The sequence below is a fragment of the Pedococcus sp. P2_E2 genome (genome assembly GCF_056403955.1).
The window spans coordinates 215,973-231,430 of record NZ_JBFUEM010000006.1 but is presented as its reverse complement, the minus strand read 5'-3'; the positions used below and the strand labels follow the sequence as shown (position 1 = coordinate 231,430).

Sequence of the window (15,458 nt, the reverse complement as noted above, 5' to 3'; positions counted from 1 at the left end):
CCCGACGTCAGCCGACGTCAGCTCAAGGTCAGCCCGACGTCAGCGCCCGAGCAGCTCCTTGCGAGCCGTGACGCAGATGTCCGGCTGGTCGCAGAAGACCCCGTCCACACCCGCCCGCAGGAACGCCACGACCTCGTCCACCGCCCTGCCGTAGTCCGCAGGGTTGGGGCCGACCCGGTAGTCGGTGGGCAGGAAGGTGTTCTCGGCACGGAACGTGTAGGGGGTGACCTTGAGGCCGGCCGCATGGGCGGCAGCAACCAGTCCGGTGGGGCTGCCCAGGGTGCCGTCGCTCCTGCGGGGCACCACGAGGTTCTTGTCCGGGCCGATCCCGTCGATCGTGCCTGACAGCGACCTGAGGCTCGCGGGCGCGAGCAGGTCCGCGTACGTGCGGGGGTCGCCGCTGCTGGCCAGGTCGTAGGGCGCGCCCGTCCCGCTGGCGAGGAAGACCTCGTTCGCCTTGTAGCCGTAGGTCCTGCGGAGCGCGACCAGGTTGCCGAGCTCGAAGCTCTGCACCCACACCGGTGCGTTGGGGCGGTTGAGGTGGTGCTTGTCCAAGAGCTTCATGAGCGCGGCCTCGGGGTTGAGGCCCTTGGTGTGGAAGTAGGTCGAGTGCTTGATCTCGGGGATGATGCCGACCTGGCGGCCGTACTCCTTGGAGAGCCTGTCGCGCAGCTCGAGCACCTCCTCGAAGGTCGGGACTGCGTAGCGCCCGTCGTAGAGGGTGTTCTCCTGGCGGATCTGGGGCAGCCGCTCCTTGGCACGCAGGGTCCGCAGCTCCGCGAGCGTGAAGTCCTCCGTGAACCACCCCGTCGTCGAGACGCCGTCGAGCAGCTTGGTGGTCTTGCGGGCGGCGAACTCGGGGTGGTCGGCGACGTCCGTGGTCCCCGAGATCTCGGGCTCGTGGCGGTCGACGAGCACGCCGTCCTTGGTCATGACGAGGTCGGGCTCGATGTAGTCGGCATGCATGGCGGCAGCCAGCTCGTAGGCGGCCACGGTGTGTTCGGGTCGGTACCCGGAGGCGCCCCGATGGGCCAGCACGAGCGGGAGGGTCGCAGCACGTCCGGTGTCCGGGGTGGCGCGTGCGGCCGTGGTGCTGGCGCTGGCGCTGGCGGCCACGGTGGAGCCGAGGACGAGGGCCCCGGTGGCGAGGAGGACAGGGAGGGTTCTGGTCATGGCCACGACGCTAGGAACTGCCGGGCGGCAGCGGGCGACCGCGCGGTGTCGAGCGGGTGAAGCCGAGCCGAACCGTCGGAGGCCGCGGTGCCATGGTTGTGGGCGGCATACAAATAGACTGGGGGTATGCCGGCCACTCGCGTGAGCACGTCGACCGCCACCCTGCAACGGGTCGAGCGTTCCGCAGGCGAGCTCTCGTCGGCCGCGACGAAGCGGATGGAGGCGGCCCACGACTGGTACCGGGTGCTGTCCGCCGAGGACCGATCGTGGGTGGGGCTGGTGGCCCAGGCCGGCATTGCCGCGTTCATCGCGTGGCTCCGGGCCGGCGGCGACCAGACCCCCGTGACCGCCGACGTCTTCGGCACGGCGCCACGCGAGCTGACCAGGTCGATCACCCTGCGCCAGACCCTGGACCTCGTGCGGTCCGTCGTGGACGTCGTCGAGCAGGACGCTACGGCCCTCGCCGAGCCCGGCGAGGAACAGGCGCTGCGCGAGTCGGTGTTGCGCTACTCGCGCGAGATCGCCTTCGCCGCCGCCGAGGTCTACGCCCACGCCGCAGAGGCGCGCGGCGCCTGGGATGCGCGGCTCGAGGGCCTCGTGGTCGACGCGGTCCTGCGCGGTGAGGCCGACGACTCGATGCAGTCTCGCGCCGCAGCCCTGGGCTGGGGGTCCACGACCCGGGTCGCGGTCATCGCCGGCAGCACCCCTCCGGGAGGCTCAGCCGGCATCGTGGACGGGCTCCGTCGTGCGGCCGAACGCGTCGGTGTGGACACGCTCATCGCGGTGCAGGGACGCCGACTCGTCTGCATCCTCGGCAACGTCGACGACCCCATGACCGCAGCCCTTGCCGTCGCCGACCACTTCGGCGACGGACCGCTCGTCGTGGGCCCCACGGTGCCGCACCTGTTCGCGGCCGGCCGGTCGGCGCGGGCTGCCCTGGCCGGCCAGTCCTGCGCTCATGCCTGGCCGGGCGCACCCCGGCCGGTGACCGCCGACGACCTGCTCGCCGAGCGCGTCCTCGTGGGCGACGCTCCGGCCAGGGCACTGCTCCTCGACCGCATCTGGCACCCGTTGTCGTCCAGCCGCGGTGGTCTCCTGGAGACCGCGTCGGCCTACCTCGAGACCGGTGGCGGCCTGGAGGGCACGGCGCGGGTGCTGTTCGTCCACCCCAACACGGTGCGCTACCGCCTGGGCAAGATCGCCGACCTGACGGGCTACCAGCTCACCGACCCGCATGACGCGCACACGGTGCGGATCGCCCTCGCCCTCGGAAGGCTGAGTCGACCCGTCATCTCCGCGTCCAGACCCGTCAACGGCACCTAGAGAGGGCTTCACCCACGCTCGGAGGGGACTGCACAGACCCGCTCCCACGCCACGCCATTTGTAGACATCCTCCAAATGTCGTGCCGGATGTTCGTGCCAAACGGTCACGCTGAGGTCACGACCGGACCGCAAGGCTGGGAGCGTGCTAGCAATCGTCTGCCCGGGACAGGGCTCCCAGACCCCCGGCTTCCTCGCCCCGTGGCTCGAGCTGCCGGCGTTCCGCGAGCGGCTCGAGTCGCTCTCCGACGTCGCGGGGCTCGACCTGGTGGCGCACGGCACCACCTCGGACGCCGAGACCATCAAGGACACCGCAGTCGCCCAGCCGCTCATCGTCGCCGCGGGCCTGGCCGCCGCCGCCGTCCTGTTCCCCGACGGCCCCCAGCCCGTGGTCGCGGTCACCGCCGGGCACTCGGTCGGCGAGATCACGGCCGCCGCCTTCGCGGGCGCGCTGTCCGACCACGACGCCATGGTGTTCGTCCGCGAGCGCGGGGCCGGGATGGCCGCCGCCAGCGCCCTCGCCCCGACCGGCATGAGCGCCGTCCTGGGGGGAGACCCCGTCGAGGTCGCCGAGGCGCTCAGCCGCTACGGCCTCACCGCCGCCAACGCCAACGGCGCCGGCCAGACCGTCGCCGCAGGCACCCTCGACCAGCTCGCGGCCCTGGCCGCCGATCCCCCCGCCAAGACGCGAGTCATCGCGCTCCAGGTGGCCGGCGCGTTCCACACCGCCCACATGTCGCCTGCCGTCGACGCCCTCGAGCAGCTCTCCGCCGACTTCGACGTCAGCGACCCCGGCGTCACCCTCCTGTCCAACGCCGACGGCCGACCGGTGGCTGGCGGGTCCGACACGCTGGCCCGGCTCGTGCGACAGGTCAGCAGCCCGGTGCGTTGGGACCAGTGCATGCAGACCCTCGTCGACCTCGGCGTCACGGCGCTGATCGAGCTCCCCCCAGCAGGCACCCTCGTGGGCCTCGCCAAGCGCGCGATGCCCGGAGTTGCCACACTGGCAGTCAAGACGCCCGACGACCTCGAGGCGGCCCAGCAGCTGGTTCGCGACCACGGCGGAGACCCCGCCCCCACCCGTTCCCTCCCGACCGACTCGCAAGAGGCCTGACATGACCGCACCAGCCCCCAAGGGCACCGGCTTCATCACCCCTGCGGAGGGAGCGACGTACGCACGCATCATGGGCGTCGGTGGCTACCGACCCGAACGCGTCGTCATGAACTCCGAGCTCGTCGAGGCGATCAACTCCTCCGACGAGTGGATCCAGGAGCGCTCCGGCATCAAGAGCCGCCGGTTCGCGGCCAAGGACGAGAGTGTCGTCGACATGTCCGAGGCAGCCACCCGTGAGGCGCTCACCGCCGCCGGGCTCGAGGCGTCCGACGTCGATGCGGTGGTCGTGGCCACGGTCACCCACCCCTACCAGACGCCCGCAGCCGCACCGATCCTTGCCGACCGCCTCGGCATCCGTGGCGCAGCCTTCGACATCTCCGCCGCCTGTGCGGGCTACTGCCACGCCGTGAGCCTGGCCAGCGACATGGTTCGCGGCGGCAGCGCACGCCACGTCCTCGTCGTCGGGGTCGAGAAGCTCTCCGACTTCACCGACATGTCGGACCGCGGATCCGCCTTCATCTTCGGCGACGGCGCGGGAGCCGCGATCGTCGGCCCGTCGGACATCCCCGCCATCGGCCCGACCGTGTGGGGCTCGGACGGGTCGCAGTGGAAGACCATCTCGCAGCGCGACTCGTGGGTCGAGGTCCGCGACGGCGACCTGGGGTGGCCCGCCATCGGCATGGCCGGCCAGTCGGTCTTCCGCTGGGCGGTCTGGGGCATGGCACCTGTCGCCCAGAAGGCTCTCGACGCCGCCGGGGTGCGCGCCGAGGACCTCGACGCCTTCATCCCGCACCAGGCCAACATGCGGATCATCGACGCGATGATCAAGCAGCTCAAGCTGCCCTCCGACATCCCCGTCGCCCGCGACATCGCCGAGACCGCCAACACGTCCGCCGCCTCGATCCCCCTCGCCACCGAGCGGATGCTCCGCGAGGGCGAGGTGGCCCATGGCGGGCTGGCCCTGCAGATCGGGTTCGGTGCCGGGCTCGTGTATGCCGCGCAGGTCGTTGTCCTCCCCTGACCAGACTCCCGCCGGCCCGCGGGTGATCCGGGCCACCGCAGTGACCACACGTGACGACCACCTGTCACACCAACAGAAATGAAGGAGCTGAGCCGGATGGCGCAGAGCGAGCAGGAGATCCTCGAGGGTCTGGCCGAGATCGTCAACGAGGAGACCGGGCTGGACACCGAGTCGGTGCAGTCCGAGAAGTCCTTCACCGACGACCTCGACATCGACTCGCTGTCGATGATGACCATCGTCGTCAACGCCGAGGAGAAGTTCGGCGTGCGGATCCCGGACGACGAGGTCAAGAACCTCAAGACTGTCGGCGACGCCGTCAGTTTCATCGCCAAGAACCAGGGCTGAGCCGGTCTGAACCCAGCGTGGGTGGCGGCCACGCGGCATCCCGATGTCGCTCGGCCGCCACCCCGCAACCGGCGCCCCGCCACCGCACCACCTCGACGAAGGAGCAGACCCAGCCATGACCGCCGAACGACGCGTCGTCGTCACAGGCCTCGGAGCCACCACCCCGGTGGGCGGCAACGTCCCCGACACGTGGGACGCCATCCTGGCCGGACGGTCAGGCGCGAAGACCATGCCCTTCGACTGGGTCGAGAAGTACGAGCTCCCGGTGAAGTTCGCCGCCACGATCCACACCCAGCCACTGGACGTGCTGACCAAGGTCGAGGTGCGCCGGCTCGACCCCAGCGCCCAGTACGCCCTCATCGCCTCCCGCGAGGCCTGGGCGGACGCCGGCTCCCCGGAGGTCGACCCCGAACGTCTCGCCGCGTGCATCGGCACGGGGATCGGCGGCGTCTGGACGCTCCTCGACCAGTGGGACAACCTGCGGGAGAAGGGACCACGCCGGGTCTTCCCCCTGGCCGTGCCCATGCTCATGCCCAACGCCTCGTCGGCAGCCGTCTCACTGGAGATCGGCGCGCGAGCCGGCGCCCACACGCCCGTCTCCGCCTGCGCCTCCGGGCTCGAGGCGATGGGGTATGCCTACGAGATGATCCGCAACGGCCGTGCCGACATCGCCGTCGCCGGTGGCACCGAGGGCGCTGTCCACGCGCTCCCGATCGCCGGCTTCGCCGCCATGCAGGCGCTCTCGACCCGCAACGACGACCCCGAGCGCGCCTCACGCCCCTACGACACCGGCCGTGACGGCTTCGTCCTCGGCGAGGGCGCGGCCGTGATCGTGCTCGAGGAGTACGAAGCGGCCAAGGCTCGTGGCGCCAAGATCTATGCCGAGATCGGTGGCGTGGGCATGTCCGCCGACTCCCACCACATCGCCGCCCCGGAGCCCGAGGGCGCCGGCGCTTCGCGTGCCATGGTCGAGGCCGTCCAGCGGGCCGGCTTGTCCCCCAAGGACATCGTCCACGTCAACGCCCACGCCACCTCGACCCCGGTGGGTGACGTGGCGGAGTCCAACGCCATCCGGCGCGCCTTCGGTGACGACGCCGACGGTATGCCGGTCAGCGCCACCAAGTCGATGACCGGTCACCTTCTGGGTGCTGCCGGGGCCCTCGAGGGCGTCCTCACGATCCTGGCCCTGCACCACCGGCTCGCACCCGCGACGATCAACCTGGACGACTTCGATCCAGCGATCAAGCTCGACGTCGTGCACGGCGAGGCGCGCACGCTGCCGGACGGCGACATCGCCGCGCTCAACAACTCGTTCGGCTTCGGTGGCCACAACGTCGCGGTGGTCTTCACCAGCGTCTAGGCACTGCTCCAGCCGAGGCGATCACACGGCCGCGAGCCAACAACTGGCGCCCGCCCCCATCCGGGGCGGGCGCCTGTCGTCTCAGGCCGCACGGCGAGGCGTGTCCCCTCGCCGACCGCCAGCTAGTGACGCGGCGGCTTCGTCCGCTGGGACTGTGTCGGGAAGATGTGGATGTCGATCAGGGGTGACGTGGTGGAGGACGGTGTCGGGGTCGTGGTCGTGGACCGCGGAGCCGGCGCGACACCCGTGGAGCTGCGCTGCGCCGTCGTCGCGGCGGGGGCAGGCGGGACGGTCCGGGACGACTTGGACCGCGACGAGGTCGAGGACGTCACCGGCCGAGTCACGTCCGATGCCGCGGTAGGGGTCGACGAGGGTGGCGTCATGGTCTGGGCGGACAAGGAGGTGCCCGCCTTGGCCGGTGCTGAGGCGCCATCCGACGAGTCCTTGTGGGGCAGGATGAAGGCGAAGGACAGCAGGGCCGTGAGCCCGCCGATCCAGAGCAGCACCAACGACGGCAGGGGCTTCCAGCTGGCCTCACGCCCGGCCTGCTGCCGGTGTCGCAGGAACTCGCGAACATAGGCGATGAGCGTCAGGACAGCCACCGCTGCCACCACCCACAGGCCCCACGATGCGATGTGCGCCCCGCGGGGTAGGTCGGCGGCCAGGATGAGCTGGGCGCACCACAGCAGCGTCCCCCCACAGACTGCGGCCAGCGCCCCCAGGAGCAGGTTGGGGCGGGTCACACGTTCCTCCAGAGTCGTCGGTCAGCGCGACAGGTTACCGAAGGTGGGAACGAATCCTCGAAACGTGCAGGTCAGCGCGGCCCGTCGGACGAGCTCAGCCCACCTTGTGCAACCAGCGCACCGGAGCCCCGTCCCCGGCATACCGGAACGGCTCGAGCTCGGCGTCCCAGTCGGTGCCGAGCAGCTCCTCCACCATCTCGGCCATCGCCTCGGGGGAGCCCTGGGACAGCCGCAGGACCTCGCGCAGCCGGTCCTCGTTGATCACCGCGTCGCCGGAGGCCGAGGTCCACGTGTGGTGGATCCCGAGGGCGGGGGTGTGGGACCAGCGTGAGCCGTCCGACCCGGCGCTGGGCTCTTCGGTCACCTCGTAGCGCAGGTTGTCCCAGCCACGCAGGGTCGAGGCGAGCTTGGCGCCGGTGCCTTGCACCCCTGCCCACGCGAGCTCCGCGCGGACGAGTGCGGCACCGGCAGGTTGGGGCGTCCAGTCGATGGCCACCCGGCCGTCGAGCGCGGCCTCCAGAGCCCAGGTGATGTGCGGGCACAGCGCTTTGGGGGTGGAGTGAATGAACACCACCCCGCGAGTCATGACACGCGGCATCGCGACAGACATCCGGGCCTCCTTTGGTGTGCGAGGGACGTCTTCCCCACGAACCTCGTCACCTGCTGGCCTGGCTGCTTGTCGCTTCTTCAGTTGGCTGTGCTCGCCCATTGTGCACCACGAAGCACTCAGGCACCAGCACCCACACCAACCTCAGTGTCCCCGGCCACCTCTGGTGGTTGGTCCCTGGTTGGAGTGACCAGGGGCGTTCCCACTCAGGTGGTCGAGCTGGACTCCGCGGACTGTGCGGTCGGCGCCGTTCCACCGCCACCCGGTCCCCCGGCGCCGCCGACCTGGACGTTGGTCACCGCGTAGCTCTTGTCGATCTGCACGATGATGTGGGTGCCGTCGGTGCGGACCATGTGTGCCTCGTAGACCCCGTCGGAGTCGGTCTCGACGCGCTCGATCGTTGCGGTGGGCTCCTTGGCCTTGGCCGCGGCCGTGACCTTGGCCGCCACGTCGCCGGTGAGCAACGTCTCGTCGGAGCGCATCGGCTTGCTGGGGTCGGTGTTGCCGTTGCCCTGGGGCGCCTCCCCTGGCGCTACCTGGCCGTAGGCGGCAACGGTCGACGTCGGTGAGGTCGCGTCGGCACTGGCCAGGGACGCTCCGGTGAGGGCGATGCCGGCGGCGGCAGCGAGACCGGCGGCCACGGGGACGATTCGGATCTTCATGAGGTGCTCCTTCGGTGGTGGAGCTCCACCGTGCAACCGCGCTCTGTGACAGGGACCTCCCCAGACCGTGGGTTGCCTGTGCGCCGGGCGGTAGGCTCACGGCGCCCAGCCGGTGAACGCCGAGCTGGTGCCGGGGCAGTAGCTCAGTCGGTCAGAGCAGCGGACTCATAATCCGTCGGTCGTCGGTTCAAGCCCGACCTGCCCCACCAGTGTCGAAATGACTTCGGCTGATGCTTGACCGTTGTGGCTTCGGTTGATGCCTGACAGTGTTTCGGTTGATGGTTGACACCTACTTCGGCTGATCCTTGACACTCCCTTGATGAGGGAGATGAGCGTGGCTGAGCAGCGGTACAGGCTGTTCTGGCGTCATCAGTGACGGCCGCCCGGTGAAGGAGGTCGGGGCCGCCTGGTCGGTCTCGTGGCAAACCCTTCACGAGTGGTTGGCCAAGTACGAGTTGGGCGGTTTGGAGGAGCTGGCCGACCGCTCCCACCGGCCTGGAAGCTGTTCGCATCAGATAGACCCGGCGGTGGAAGTGCTGCTGCTTGAGATGCGGCGTGCCCACCCTCAGTGGGGCCCGCGGCGGATCGTGTACGAGCTGGCCCGGGCCGGAATCGTCGCGGTCCCCAGCGAGTCCGGGGTGTACCAGGCGCTGCACCGCGCCGATCTGATCGACCCGGGCGCACGACGCCGACGCGGGACAAAACCGGCTCCTCTCACCTTCGGGTGGGAGGAGCGGTTTCGTCATGCCCGGACTGCCGAGGCTGGCACACTCAGCCTGTGCGTCGCACCATCGCCCAGCACGGTCCTCGACTCATCCGCTTCGGCCTGACAGGCTGCGCCGGCTTCGCCGTCGACTTCGGCATCCTCATCCTCCTCAAGACGGCTGGCATACCGCTCGGGGCAGCCACCGCGGCGGCGTACATCATCGGGGGCGTCGTCCACTACACCCTCACCCGCGTCTGGGTGTTCCCCCAGGACGACAACGCCGGCGAGACAGGCCGTGTCGTTCGCTACCTACTCCTCGGCTGCGTGAACATCGCAGCCACCCTCGCGATCGTCCTCGGCCTCACCAGCACAGGCCTCGACTACCGGGTCGCGAAGATCATCGCCGTCGTCACGTTGTTCTTCAGCAACTACCTTCTGACGCCGAGGCTGGTCATGACGTCCCCGGGAAGGCGCACCTCGGCTCCACGGTCGAGCACGACCTCGAGGTAGTCCCGGTATGCCGCCAGCAGCTGCGGGCGCCGACGCACGTTGTCCGGGTGGACCAGGTGAACGGCCACACCGCCAGCGTCCCAGACGGCCTGCGTCGACTCGACCCAGAGCGCGGTGATCTGCGCCGGCGTCATCCGGTCGATGAACTGGAGGAAGTAGTCCTGGACGATCGACAGGGGCAGGTGTGGCAGCCCGTGGTCGTCGACGAACGGCACGGTCGTGGCGCATCCGGTGCGCCACCCGTGGGCGCCGCCAACCTCGGTCGTCGGTGGCGTCATGTCGTAGTCGAAGAACTCGCCCACGTGCTTGAACATGTGCTGGCTGCGGACGAGCTGGCCGGCGCGGAAGCCCCGCACGACCCCACGCATCGACGGGTACGCCTCGAAGAAGTGACCGAGGCGCCGCCGCAGCTCGTCAGCCGGGAGGAAGGCCAGCGTTCCGTCGTGCAGGTAGCCGTGGGAGAAGACCTCACACCCGTCGTCGACGAGCCCCTGCAGTGCCGACTCGGGCAGGGTGTAGCGCTGCGACAGGACCCCGGTGGCCGACACGACCCCCAGGTCACGCTCGACCTGGCGGATCTGGCCAACCCCTGGCCACCCGTACTCCTCGTCGAGGTCGTGGGTCAGCACGAGCTGCCGCTGCGGGGCCTCGTGGACCGTGGCGCCGGCGAGCTCGGCCGCGGCGGCCCACAGGTCGCGGCGGAACAGGTCGACGCTGGTCTCGACAGGGTCGGCTGGGAAGCCGTCGTCTTCGGCGCGCGCTCGCAGGAGCGCGATCCTCACCCGGTTTAGGTGAACCCGCAGCTCGAAGGGGATCTTGGTGTAGGGGATCAGCGAGGACTTGGAGTAGGTCGGCTGCTGCGCCGGCAGCGCCTCCTCGAGCAGTGCCCACCGCTCGTATGCCCACCAGTCGCAGGCGACGTGCACGCGGCCGCCCTCAACCCAGAACCGTCGCTCGTCACCCTCGTAGGTCACGATGAGCGACTTCACCAGGTCACGCTCGGCCGGGTCTGGGGTCCACTGCTGGTAGGCGAGGCTGTTCACGCGAAGTCCTTGGGGTCCATGGTCTTCGCGATCCGGAACCCGGAGCCGACGACGACCGAGTAGGGCGGCACGTCCTTGTGGACCACGACCCCGGTGGCGATGACGGAGTGGTGCCCGATCGTGACGCCGGGTGTGATCGTGACGCCGGGCATCAGCCAGCAGTCGTGCTCGATGGTCGTGGTGAACTGCTTGTCCGGGTACAGCACGGACAGGTCGCGGGCGGTGACGGTCGTCTGGTGCGCAGTGATGATGCACCTGGCGCCGATCGCGACCCGGTCACCGATGACGACGTTCGCGGGGTAGAGCTTGTCGAAGAGGACCCCTTCGCCGATGAACACGTCGGTGCCCATCGTGAGCCCGGATGCCCGGTAGACCTTGGAGCGCATGGTGTCGTCGGGGACCCAGTCGGCGACACGGTGGAGCAGGGCTGCTTTCAGAGACATGGGTGCCAACCTAGATGGGTATGTACCGGTTCGCAGGAGTTCGGGCGACACCATCGCCGCATACCCTCAGCAGCATGTGGCGCTACCGGCTCTTCGACTACCCGCTCGACGGCTCCGAAGGCGACCTCGAGACCTGGTGCCAGCAGCTGGCCGCAGATGGATGGCAACTCTGGACGGCCGCGTCGGCGGGGTCATCGAGCACAATGGACGGATGGTTCGGCGCACCAGCCTGCCCCGGTAGGTGCCGCTCGGGCGTCCGCAACGCGTGCCGAGAGCGCATAACTGCAGGTCACGACACCCTCATAATCCGTCGGTCGTCGGTTCAAGCCCGACCTGCCCCACCAGTGTCGAAATGACTTCGGCTGATGCTTGACAGTTGTTTCGGCTGATCCTTGACGCTCCCGGTTGTCCTGGTCGCGTGCAACGGGCCTACTCGCCCTGCGGGCCGCCGAACGGACGCCAGGCACCGTGGCGGAGCAAGCGCACCAGGTCGGCACGCTCCTCGGCGGACAGTGTCCTGGCGTCGCTGACGGGGGGACTCGACTCACTCATGCGGAAAGGCTACAAACCCGTTCCGCCTTTGCGCGCCACATCGAGCGCGCCGACGGGAGGTCTCACCGAACGGATGAGGCGGACCCCATGACGAACGGCCCGACTTGGGCTGCTGGGCCTCGATGTCCGTCACACCGGCGAAGTGGCTACGTCACCTCGTGGCTTGTGCCGCAACGTTCCTCGGCATCACGCTGCGTGACTACCGTCGCGCCACCGGCGGCTACCCGCCAGCATTTCCCGCCTGAGGGCCAGTTCACGTCGGGTTGCTATTGCATGACGGTGGCTGCCTGAGGGATCCGTTGATCGCGACAAACCGGTAGGTTGCCGGACATGACGGAGCCACTGGTCGTTCTCAAGGGCGTCAACAAGCACTTCGGCGAGCTGCACGTCCTCCAGGACATCAACCTGTCCATCGGCAAGGGCGAGGTCGTCGTCGTGATCGGCCCCTCGGGGTCGGGCAAGTCGACGCTGTGCCGCACCATCAACCGGCTCGAGACCTTCGAGACCGGTTCGATCACCATCGACGGAGTTCCCCTGCCCGAGGAGGGCAAGGAGCTGGCCAAGCTGCGTGCCGACGTCGGGATGGTGTTCCAGTCGTTCAACCTCTTCGCTCACAAGACGATCCTCGACAACGTCACGCTGGGGCCGATCAAGGCGCGCAAGGTCCCGAAGGCGGAGGCCGAGAAGCGCGCGATGGAGCTGCTCGAGCGGGTGGGCGTCGCCCACCAGGCGCAGAAGTTCCCGGCCCAGCTCTCCGGCGGCCAGCAGCAGCGGGTGGCCATCGCACGGTCGCTCGCCATGGACCCCAAGGTGATGCTCTTCGACGAGCCCACCTCGGCCCTGGATCCCGAGATGATCACCGAGGTCCTCGACGTCATGGTGGCCCTGGCCAAGGACGGGATGACCATGGTCGTCGTCACCCACGAGATGGGCTTCGCCCGCAAGGCAGCGAACCGGGTGGTCTTCATGGCCGACGGGCAGATCGTCGAGGAGAACACCCCAGAGGGCTTCTTCACCACGCCCAAGTCGGATCGCGCCAAGGACTTCCTCGGGAAGATCCTGACGCACTGACCATTTGACCCACTGACAACAAGGACCCACTGACAATCCAGACCCGCACTGCACTGCACACCGGGGCGCACCAGCGCAGCGGCAACACATCAGGAGGAAACGGAATGAAGATTCGTCGGATTGGCGCAGTGACCGCCGTATCGGTCCTCGCGCTCGGCCTGACCGCCTGCGGCGACAGCGCCAAGGACACCGGCTCGGGTGGCGGTGGTGGCGGCAGCAAGTTCAAGGTCGGCATCAAGTTCGACCAGCCCGGACTCGGGCTCAAGGAGGGCTCGAAGTACACCGGCCTCGACGTCGATGTCGCGACCTACGTCGCCAAGGAGCTCGGCCACGACGCGGCCGACATCCAGTTCGTCCAGGCACCTTCGGCCCAGCGCGAGACGCTGATCTCCACCGGCCAGGTGGACATGGTGGTCGCGACCTACTCGATCACCGACGCGCGCAAGGAGAAGATCTCCTTCGCCGGCCCGTACTTCATCGCCGGTCAGGACCTCCTCGTCCGCGCCGACGACTCCACCATCACCGGACCGGAAGCACTCACCGGCAAGAAGCTCTGCTCGGTGACCGGGTCGACGTCCGCCCAGAAGGTGAAGGACAAGTACCCCGGCGTCCAGCTCCAGGAGTTCGGGACCTATTCCGAGTGCGTCACCGCCCTCGTGTCCAAGGGGGTCGACGCCCTCACGACCGACAACACGATCCTGGCCGGCTACGCCTCGCAGGCGCAGTACAAGGGCAAGCTCAAGGTCGTCGGCAAGACCTTCTCCGAGGAGCGCTACGGCATCGGCCTCAAGAAGGGTGACAAGGCCACCTGCGAGAAGATCAACACGGCCATCGGCAAGATGATCAGCTCCAACGCGTGGCAGGCAGCCGTCGACAAGAACCTCGGCCCGGCCGGGTTCAAGGTCGACGCGGCCACCAACCCGCCCAAGCAGGACGCCTGCTCCTGACCGGTTCCACACCGCTGTCGGTATGCCGCCCGCTCGCCCGAGCGGGCGGCATACCGAAGCGTTCGGACTGCACCCCCACAGCAACGGAAGGTTTCCTGCATGGGTGACATCCTGAGCAAGTACGACGTTCTCGGTGCCTTCGGCATGACGGTCTATCTCGCCTTCTTCTCGGCGATCGGGTCACTCGTGCTCGGCACCATCGTCGGCATCATGCGGTTGTCTCCCGTGCGCGTCCTGCGACTGCTTGGCACGGGGTACGTGAACATCTTCCGCAACACACCACTGACGCTGCTCGTGGTCCTCAGCGTCCTGGGCCTGACCTACATCCTGGGGCTCAACCTCGACCCGTCGTCGATCACCGGCAACGCGAGTCGTTGGGCCATCGTGATGCTCTCGATCTACCACGCGTCCTTCGTGTGCGAAGCGCTGCGGTCGGGCGTCAACACCATCCCCGCAGGTCAGGCCGAGGCTGCCCGCGCCATCGGCCTGACCTTTGGCCAGAGCATGCGAGAAGTGTTGCTGCCACAGGCCTTCCGCGGATCGATCGCTCCTTTGGGGTCCACCCTCATCGCCCTCATCAAGAACACCACCGTGGCCGCTGTCGTCGGGGTCGCCGAGGCGGCCAACCTGATGGCGGTCATCATCGAGAACGAGACCGGTGGCCTCATCGTGTTCCTCATCTTCGCCATCGGGTTCGTCATCCTGACCCTCCCCCTCGGCCTGCTCTTCACGACGATGTCCCGTCGGCTGGCGGTGAAGCGATGAGCGCCAACGTCCTGTTCGACGCGCCGGGTCCCCGGGCCCGCAGACGCCACGCCATCCTCTCGGTGTTCGGCGTCCTCCTCGTCATCGCGATCGCCTTCCTAGTCGTCCGCAAGCTCAAGGACGCGGGTCAGCTCGAGGCCGACCAGTGGAAGCCGTTCCTGACAGACCGCTCGGTGTGGCGCGACTACCTGCTGAAGGGGCTCTGGGGCACCTTCAAGGCGGCCTTCATCTCGATCCTGCTCGCCGGCGCCTTCGGGCTCCTCTTCGGGATCGGCCGGCTGTCGCAGATCGCCCCCGTCCGCTGGGTCAGCAGCATCGTCGTCGAGTTCTTCCGCGCTGTCCCCGTCCTGATCATGATGATCGCGAGCTACGGGCTCTACTCCCGGAGCGGGCTGTTCCCGCCAGAGACCGCTCCCCTGGCGGGTGTCGTCACGGGCCTCACGCTCTACAACGGGTCGGTCATTGCCGAGCTGGTTCGTTCTGGTGTCTTCTCGCTGCCCAAAGGCCAGTCGGAGGCGGGCCTGTCGATCGGGCTGACCGCGTCGCAGACCCTCCGGTCGATCCAGCTACCGCAGGCGCTCACCGCCATGCTGCCCGCCCTGATCGGCCAGTTCGTCGTGATCCTCAAGGACTCGGCGCTGGGCTACGCGATCACCTACCTCGAGCTGCTCAACTGGTCCAAGACCCTGGGTTCGGCCTTCGCCAACGTGCTGCAGGCCTACCTCGTGGCGGCGGTGCTGTTCATCCTCATCAACTACGCGCTGACGGTGGTGGCGGGCCGCATCGAGAAGCGCCTGTCCAAGCGTGGCCGCACGACCCTCCACGAGGCGACAGCCGTCCCCGCGCCGGCTGACGCCGGCCAGGGCGCTGCCACCTGACCACGCGCGACCTCCCTGACTCGAGAGTGCACGACGAAGGCCCCGGACCTGATGGTCTGGGGCCTCGTGGTGTGGCGGGCTCCCCCGGTTGGACTCGAACCAACAACCTGCCGATTAACAGTCGGCTGCTCTGCCAATTGAGCTACAGGGGAATGTCCGTCTGCGGTCCCCCGCGTTCGGCGCTGCGCAACCATAGCA

At 68.8% G+C, this 15,458-nt stretch carries 18 protein-coding genes and 2 tRNA genes; 12 read left to right on the top strand and 8 right to left on the bottom strand.

Annotation, left to right across the window (positions count from 1 at the left end; genetic code table 11):
• Window positions 1–39: 39 nt before the first annotated feature.
• Window positions 40–1,173 carry a glycerophosphodiester phosphodiesterase gene (locus tag AC1DWR_RS14325; RefSeq protein WP_477612607.1) on the bottom strand — a complete coding sequence of 378 codons (1,134 nt, stop codon included), beginning with the start codon at window positions 1,171–1,173 and terminating at the stop codon, window positions 40–42.
• Between the two features lie 126 nt (window positions 1,174–1,299).
• Between AC1DWR_RS14325 and AC1DWR_RS14320 the strand changes: the two genes are divergently transcribed.
• The 5 genes from AC1DWR_RS14320 to fabF all read left to right on the top strand — a co-directional run bounded on the left by AC1DWR_RS14320 (window position 1,300) and on the right by fabF (window position 6,333).
• Window positions 1,300–2,496, top strand: a complete 1,197-nt coding sequence (locus AC1DWR_RS14320) for a PucR family transcriptional regulator (RefSeq protein ID WP_477612606.1) — start codon at window positions 1,300–1,302, stop codon at window positions 2,494–2,496.
• Window positions 2,497–2,638: 142 nt separating this feature from the next.
• On the top strand, window positions 2,639–3,607 hold the full coding sequence (locus AC1DWR_RS14315) for an ACP S-malonyltransferase (protein ID WP_477612605.1): 969 nt from the start codon (window positions 2,639–2,641) through the stop codon (window positions 3,605–3,607).
• A 1-nt stretch (window position 3,608) separates the two neighbouring features.
• The gene (locus tag AC1DWR_RS14310) at window positions 3,609–4,628 is read left to right on the top strand and encodes a beta-ketoacyl-ACP synthase III (RefSeq protein ID WP_477612604.1); all 1,020 of its coding nucleotides are present in this window, start codon (window positions 3,609–3,611) and stop codon (window positions 4,626–4,628) included.
• Window positions 4,629–4,724: 96 nt separating this feature from the next.
• Window positions 4,725–4,973, top strand: coding sequence for an acyl carrier protein (locus AC1DWR_RS14305; protein ID WP_056923461.1), 249 nt, complete (start codon window positions 4,725–4,727; stop codon window positions 4,971–4,973).
• A 115-nt stretch (window positions 4,974–5,088) separates the two neighbouring features.
• Window positions 5,089–6,333: a beta-ketoacyl-ACP synthase II gene (fabF, locus tag AC1DWR_RS14300; protein WP_477612603.1), complete on the top strand. Its 1,245-nt coding sequence runs from the start codon at window positions 5,089–5,091 to the stop codon at window positions 6,331–6,333.
• Window positions 6,334–6,455: 122 nt separating this feature from the next.
• Here fabF and AC1DWR_RS14295 read toward each other — a convergent pair whose 3' ends face one another.
• From AC1DWR_RS14295 to AC1DWR_RS14285, 3 genes are all read right to left on the bottom strand, one after another.
• Window positions 6,456–7,076, bottom strand: a complete 621-nt coding sequence (locus tag AC1DWR_RS14295; RefSeq protein ID WP_477612602.1) for a hypothetical protein — start codon at window positions 7,074–7,076, stop codon at window positions 6,456–6,458.
• A 94-nt stretch (window positions 7,077–7,170) separates the two neighbouring features.
• On the bottom strand, window positions 7,171–7,686 hold the full coding sequence (locus AC1DWR_RS14290; protein WP_477612601.1) for a DUF3145 domain-containing protein: 516 nt from the start codon (window positions 7,684–7,686) through the stop codon (window positions 7,171–7,173).
• 203 nt (window positions 7,687–7,889) lie between these two features.
• Complete coding sequence (locus tag AC1DWR_RS14285) at window positions 7,890–8,345, bottom strand: hypothetical protein (RefSeq protein ID WP_477612600.1); 456 nt, start codon at window positions 8,343–8,345, stop codon at window positions 7,890–7,892.
• A 132-nt stretch (window positions 8,346–8,477) separates the two neighbouring features.
• Here AC1DWR_RS14285 and AC1DWR_RS14280 point away from each other — a divergent pair.
• The 3 genes from AC1DWR_RS14280 (at window position 8,478) to AC1DWR_RS14270 (ending at window position 9,561) form a co-directional block, all read left to right on the top strand.
• Window positions 8,478–8,554 (top strand) — tRNA-Ile (locus AC1DWR_RS14280).
• 177 nt (window positions 8,555–8,731) lie between these two features.
• Window positions 8,732–9,175, top strand: coding sequence for a helix-turn-helix domain-containing protein (locus AC1DWR_RS14275; RefSeq protein ID WP_477612599.1), 444 nt, complete (start codon window positions 8,732–8,734; stop codon window positions 9,173–9,175).
• Window positions 9,124–9,561: a GtrA family protein gene (locus AC1DWR_RS14270; protein ID WP_477612598.1), complete on the top strand. Its 438-nt coding sequence runs from the start codon at window positions 9,124–9,126 to the stop codon at window positions 9,559–9,561. Before AC1DWR_RS14275 ends, AC1DWR_RS14270 begins: the two co-directional genes overlap by 52 nt.
• Here the strand turns inward: AC1DWR_RS14270 and AC1DWR_RS14265 are convergent.
• From AC1DWR_RS14265 to AC1DWR_RS14255, 3 genes are all read right to left on the bottom strand, one after another.
• Window positions 9,480–10,604, bottom strand: a complete 1,125-nt coding sequence (locus tag AC1DWR_RS14265; RefSeq protein ID WP_477612597.1) for a hypothetical protein — start codon at window positions 10,602–10,604, stop codon at window positions 9,480–9,482. The genes AC1DWR_RS14270 and AC1DWR_RS14265 overlap by 82 nt on opposite strands.
• Window positions 10,601–11,047 (bottom strand): acyltransferase, encoded by a 447-nt coding sequence (locus AC1DWR_RS14260; RefSeq protein ID WP_477612596.1) that lies wholly within the window; start codon window positions 11,045–11,047, stop codon window positions 10,601–10,603. The genes AC1DWR_RS14265 and AC1DWR_RS14260 overlap by 4 nt, the downstream gene beginning before the upstream one ends.
• 429 nt (window positions 11,048–11,476) lie before the next feature.
• Entirely contained in the window at window positions 11,477–11,599 is a 123-nt protein-coding gene (locus tag AC1DWR_RS14255; protein WP_477612595.1) for a hypothetical protein, read from the bottom strand.
• A 330-nt stretch (window positions 11,600–11,929) separates the two neighbouring features.
• Between AC1DWR_RS14255 and AC1DWR_RS14250 the strand changes: the two genes are divergently transcribed.
• The 4 genes from AC1DWR_RS14250 (at window position 11,930) to AC1DWR_RS14235 (ending at window position 15,260) form a co-directional block, all read left to right on the top strand.
• Entirely contained in the window at window positions 11,930–12,670 is a 741-nt protein-coding gene (locus AC1DWR_RS14250) for an amino acid ABC transporter ATP-binding protein (RefSeq protein ID WP_477612594.1), read from the top strand.
• A gap of 104 nt (window positions 12,671–12,774) precedes the next feature.
• Entirely contained in the window at window positions 12,775–13,617 is an 843-nt protein-coding gene (locus AC1DWR_RS14245; protein WP_477612593.1) for a glutamate ABC transporter substrate-binding protein, read from the top strand.
• A 99-nt stretch (window positions 13,618–13,716) separates the two neighbouring features.
• Window positions 13,717–14,382: an amino acid ABC transporter permease gene (locus tag AC1DWR_RS14240; protein WP_477612592.1), complete on the top strand. Its 666-nt coding sequence runs from the start codon at window positions 13,717–13,719 to the stop codon at window positions 14,380–14,382.
• Window positions 14,379–15,260, top strand: coding sequence for an amino acid ABC transporter permease (locus tag AC1DWR_RS14235; RefSeq protein WP_477612591.1), 882 nt, complete (start codon window positions 14,379–14,381; stop codon window positions 15,258–15,260). Before AC1DWR_RS14240 ends, AC1DWR_RS14235 begins: the two co-directional genes overlap by 4 nt.
• A 79-nt stretch (window positions 15,261–15,339) precedes the next feature.
• Here the strand turns inward: AC1DWR_RS14235 and AC1DWR_RS14230 are convergent.
• Window positions 15,340–15,412, bottom strand: a tRNA-Asn gene (locus tag AC1DWR_RS14230).
• Window positions 15,413–15,458 lie beyond the last annotated feature (46 nt).

Bases quoted from the DNA above. Each gene is read 5' to 3' on its own strand.
- fabF (WP_477612603.1), top strand. From the start codon at position 5,089: ATGACCGCCGAACGACGCGTCGTCGTCACAGGCCTCGGAGCCACCACC.
- AC1DWR_RS14250 (WP_477612594.1), top strand. From the start codon at position 11,930: ATGACGGAGCCACTGGTCGTTCTCAAGGGCGTCAACAAGCACTTCGGC.
- AC1DWR_RS14255 (WP_477612595.1), bottom strand. From the start codon at position 11,599: ATGAGTGAGTCGAGTCCCCCCGTCAGCGACGCCAGGACACTGTCCGCC.
- AC1DWR_RS14305 (WP_056923461.1), top strand. From the start codon at position 4,725: ATGGCGCAGAGCGAGCAGGAGATCCTCGAGGGTCTGGCCGAGATCGTC.
- AC1DWR_RS14260 (WP_477612596.1), bottom strand. From the start codon at position 11,047: ATGTCTCTGAAAGCAGCCCTGCTCCACCGTGTCGCCGACTGGGTCCCC.
- AC1DWR_RS14235 (WP_477612591.1), top strand. From the start codon at position 14,379: ATGAGCGCCAACGTCCTGTTCGACGCGCCGGGTCCCCGGGCCCGCAGA.
- AC1DWR_RS14290 (WP_477612601.1), bottom strand. From the start codon at position 7,686: ATGTCTGTCGCGATGCCGCGTGTCATGACTCGCGGGGTGGTGTTCATT.
- AC1DWR_RS14245 (WP_477612593.1), top strand. From the start codon at position 12,775: ATGAAGATTCGTCGGATTGGCGCAGTGACCGCCGTATCGGTCCTCGCG.
- AC1DWR_RS14310 (WP_477612604.1), top strand. From the start codon at position 3,609: ATGACCGCACCAGCCCCCAAGGGCACCGGCTTCATCACCCCTGCGGAG.
- AC1DWR_RS14285 (WP_477612600.1), bottom strand. From the start codon at position 8,345: ATGAAGATCCGAATCGTCCCCGTGGCCGCCGGTCTCGCTGCCGCCGCC.
- AC1DWR_RS14320 (WP_477612606.1), top strand. From the start codon at position 1,300: ATGCCGGCCACTCGCGTGAGCACGTCGACCGCCACCCTGCAACGGGTC.
- AC1DWR_RS14325 (WP_477612607.1), bottom strand. From the start codon at position 1,173: ATGACCAGAACCCTCCCTGTCCTCCTCGCCACCGGGGCCCTCGTCCTC.
- AC1DWR_RS14240 (WP_477612592.1), top strand. From the start codon at position 13,717: ATGGGTGACATCCTGAGCAAGTACGACGTTCTCGGTGCCTTCGGCATG.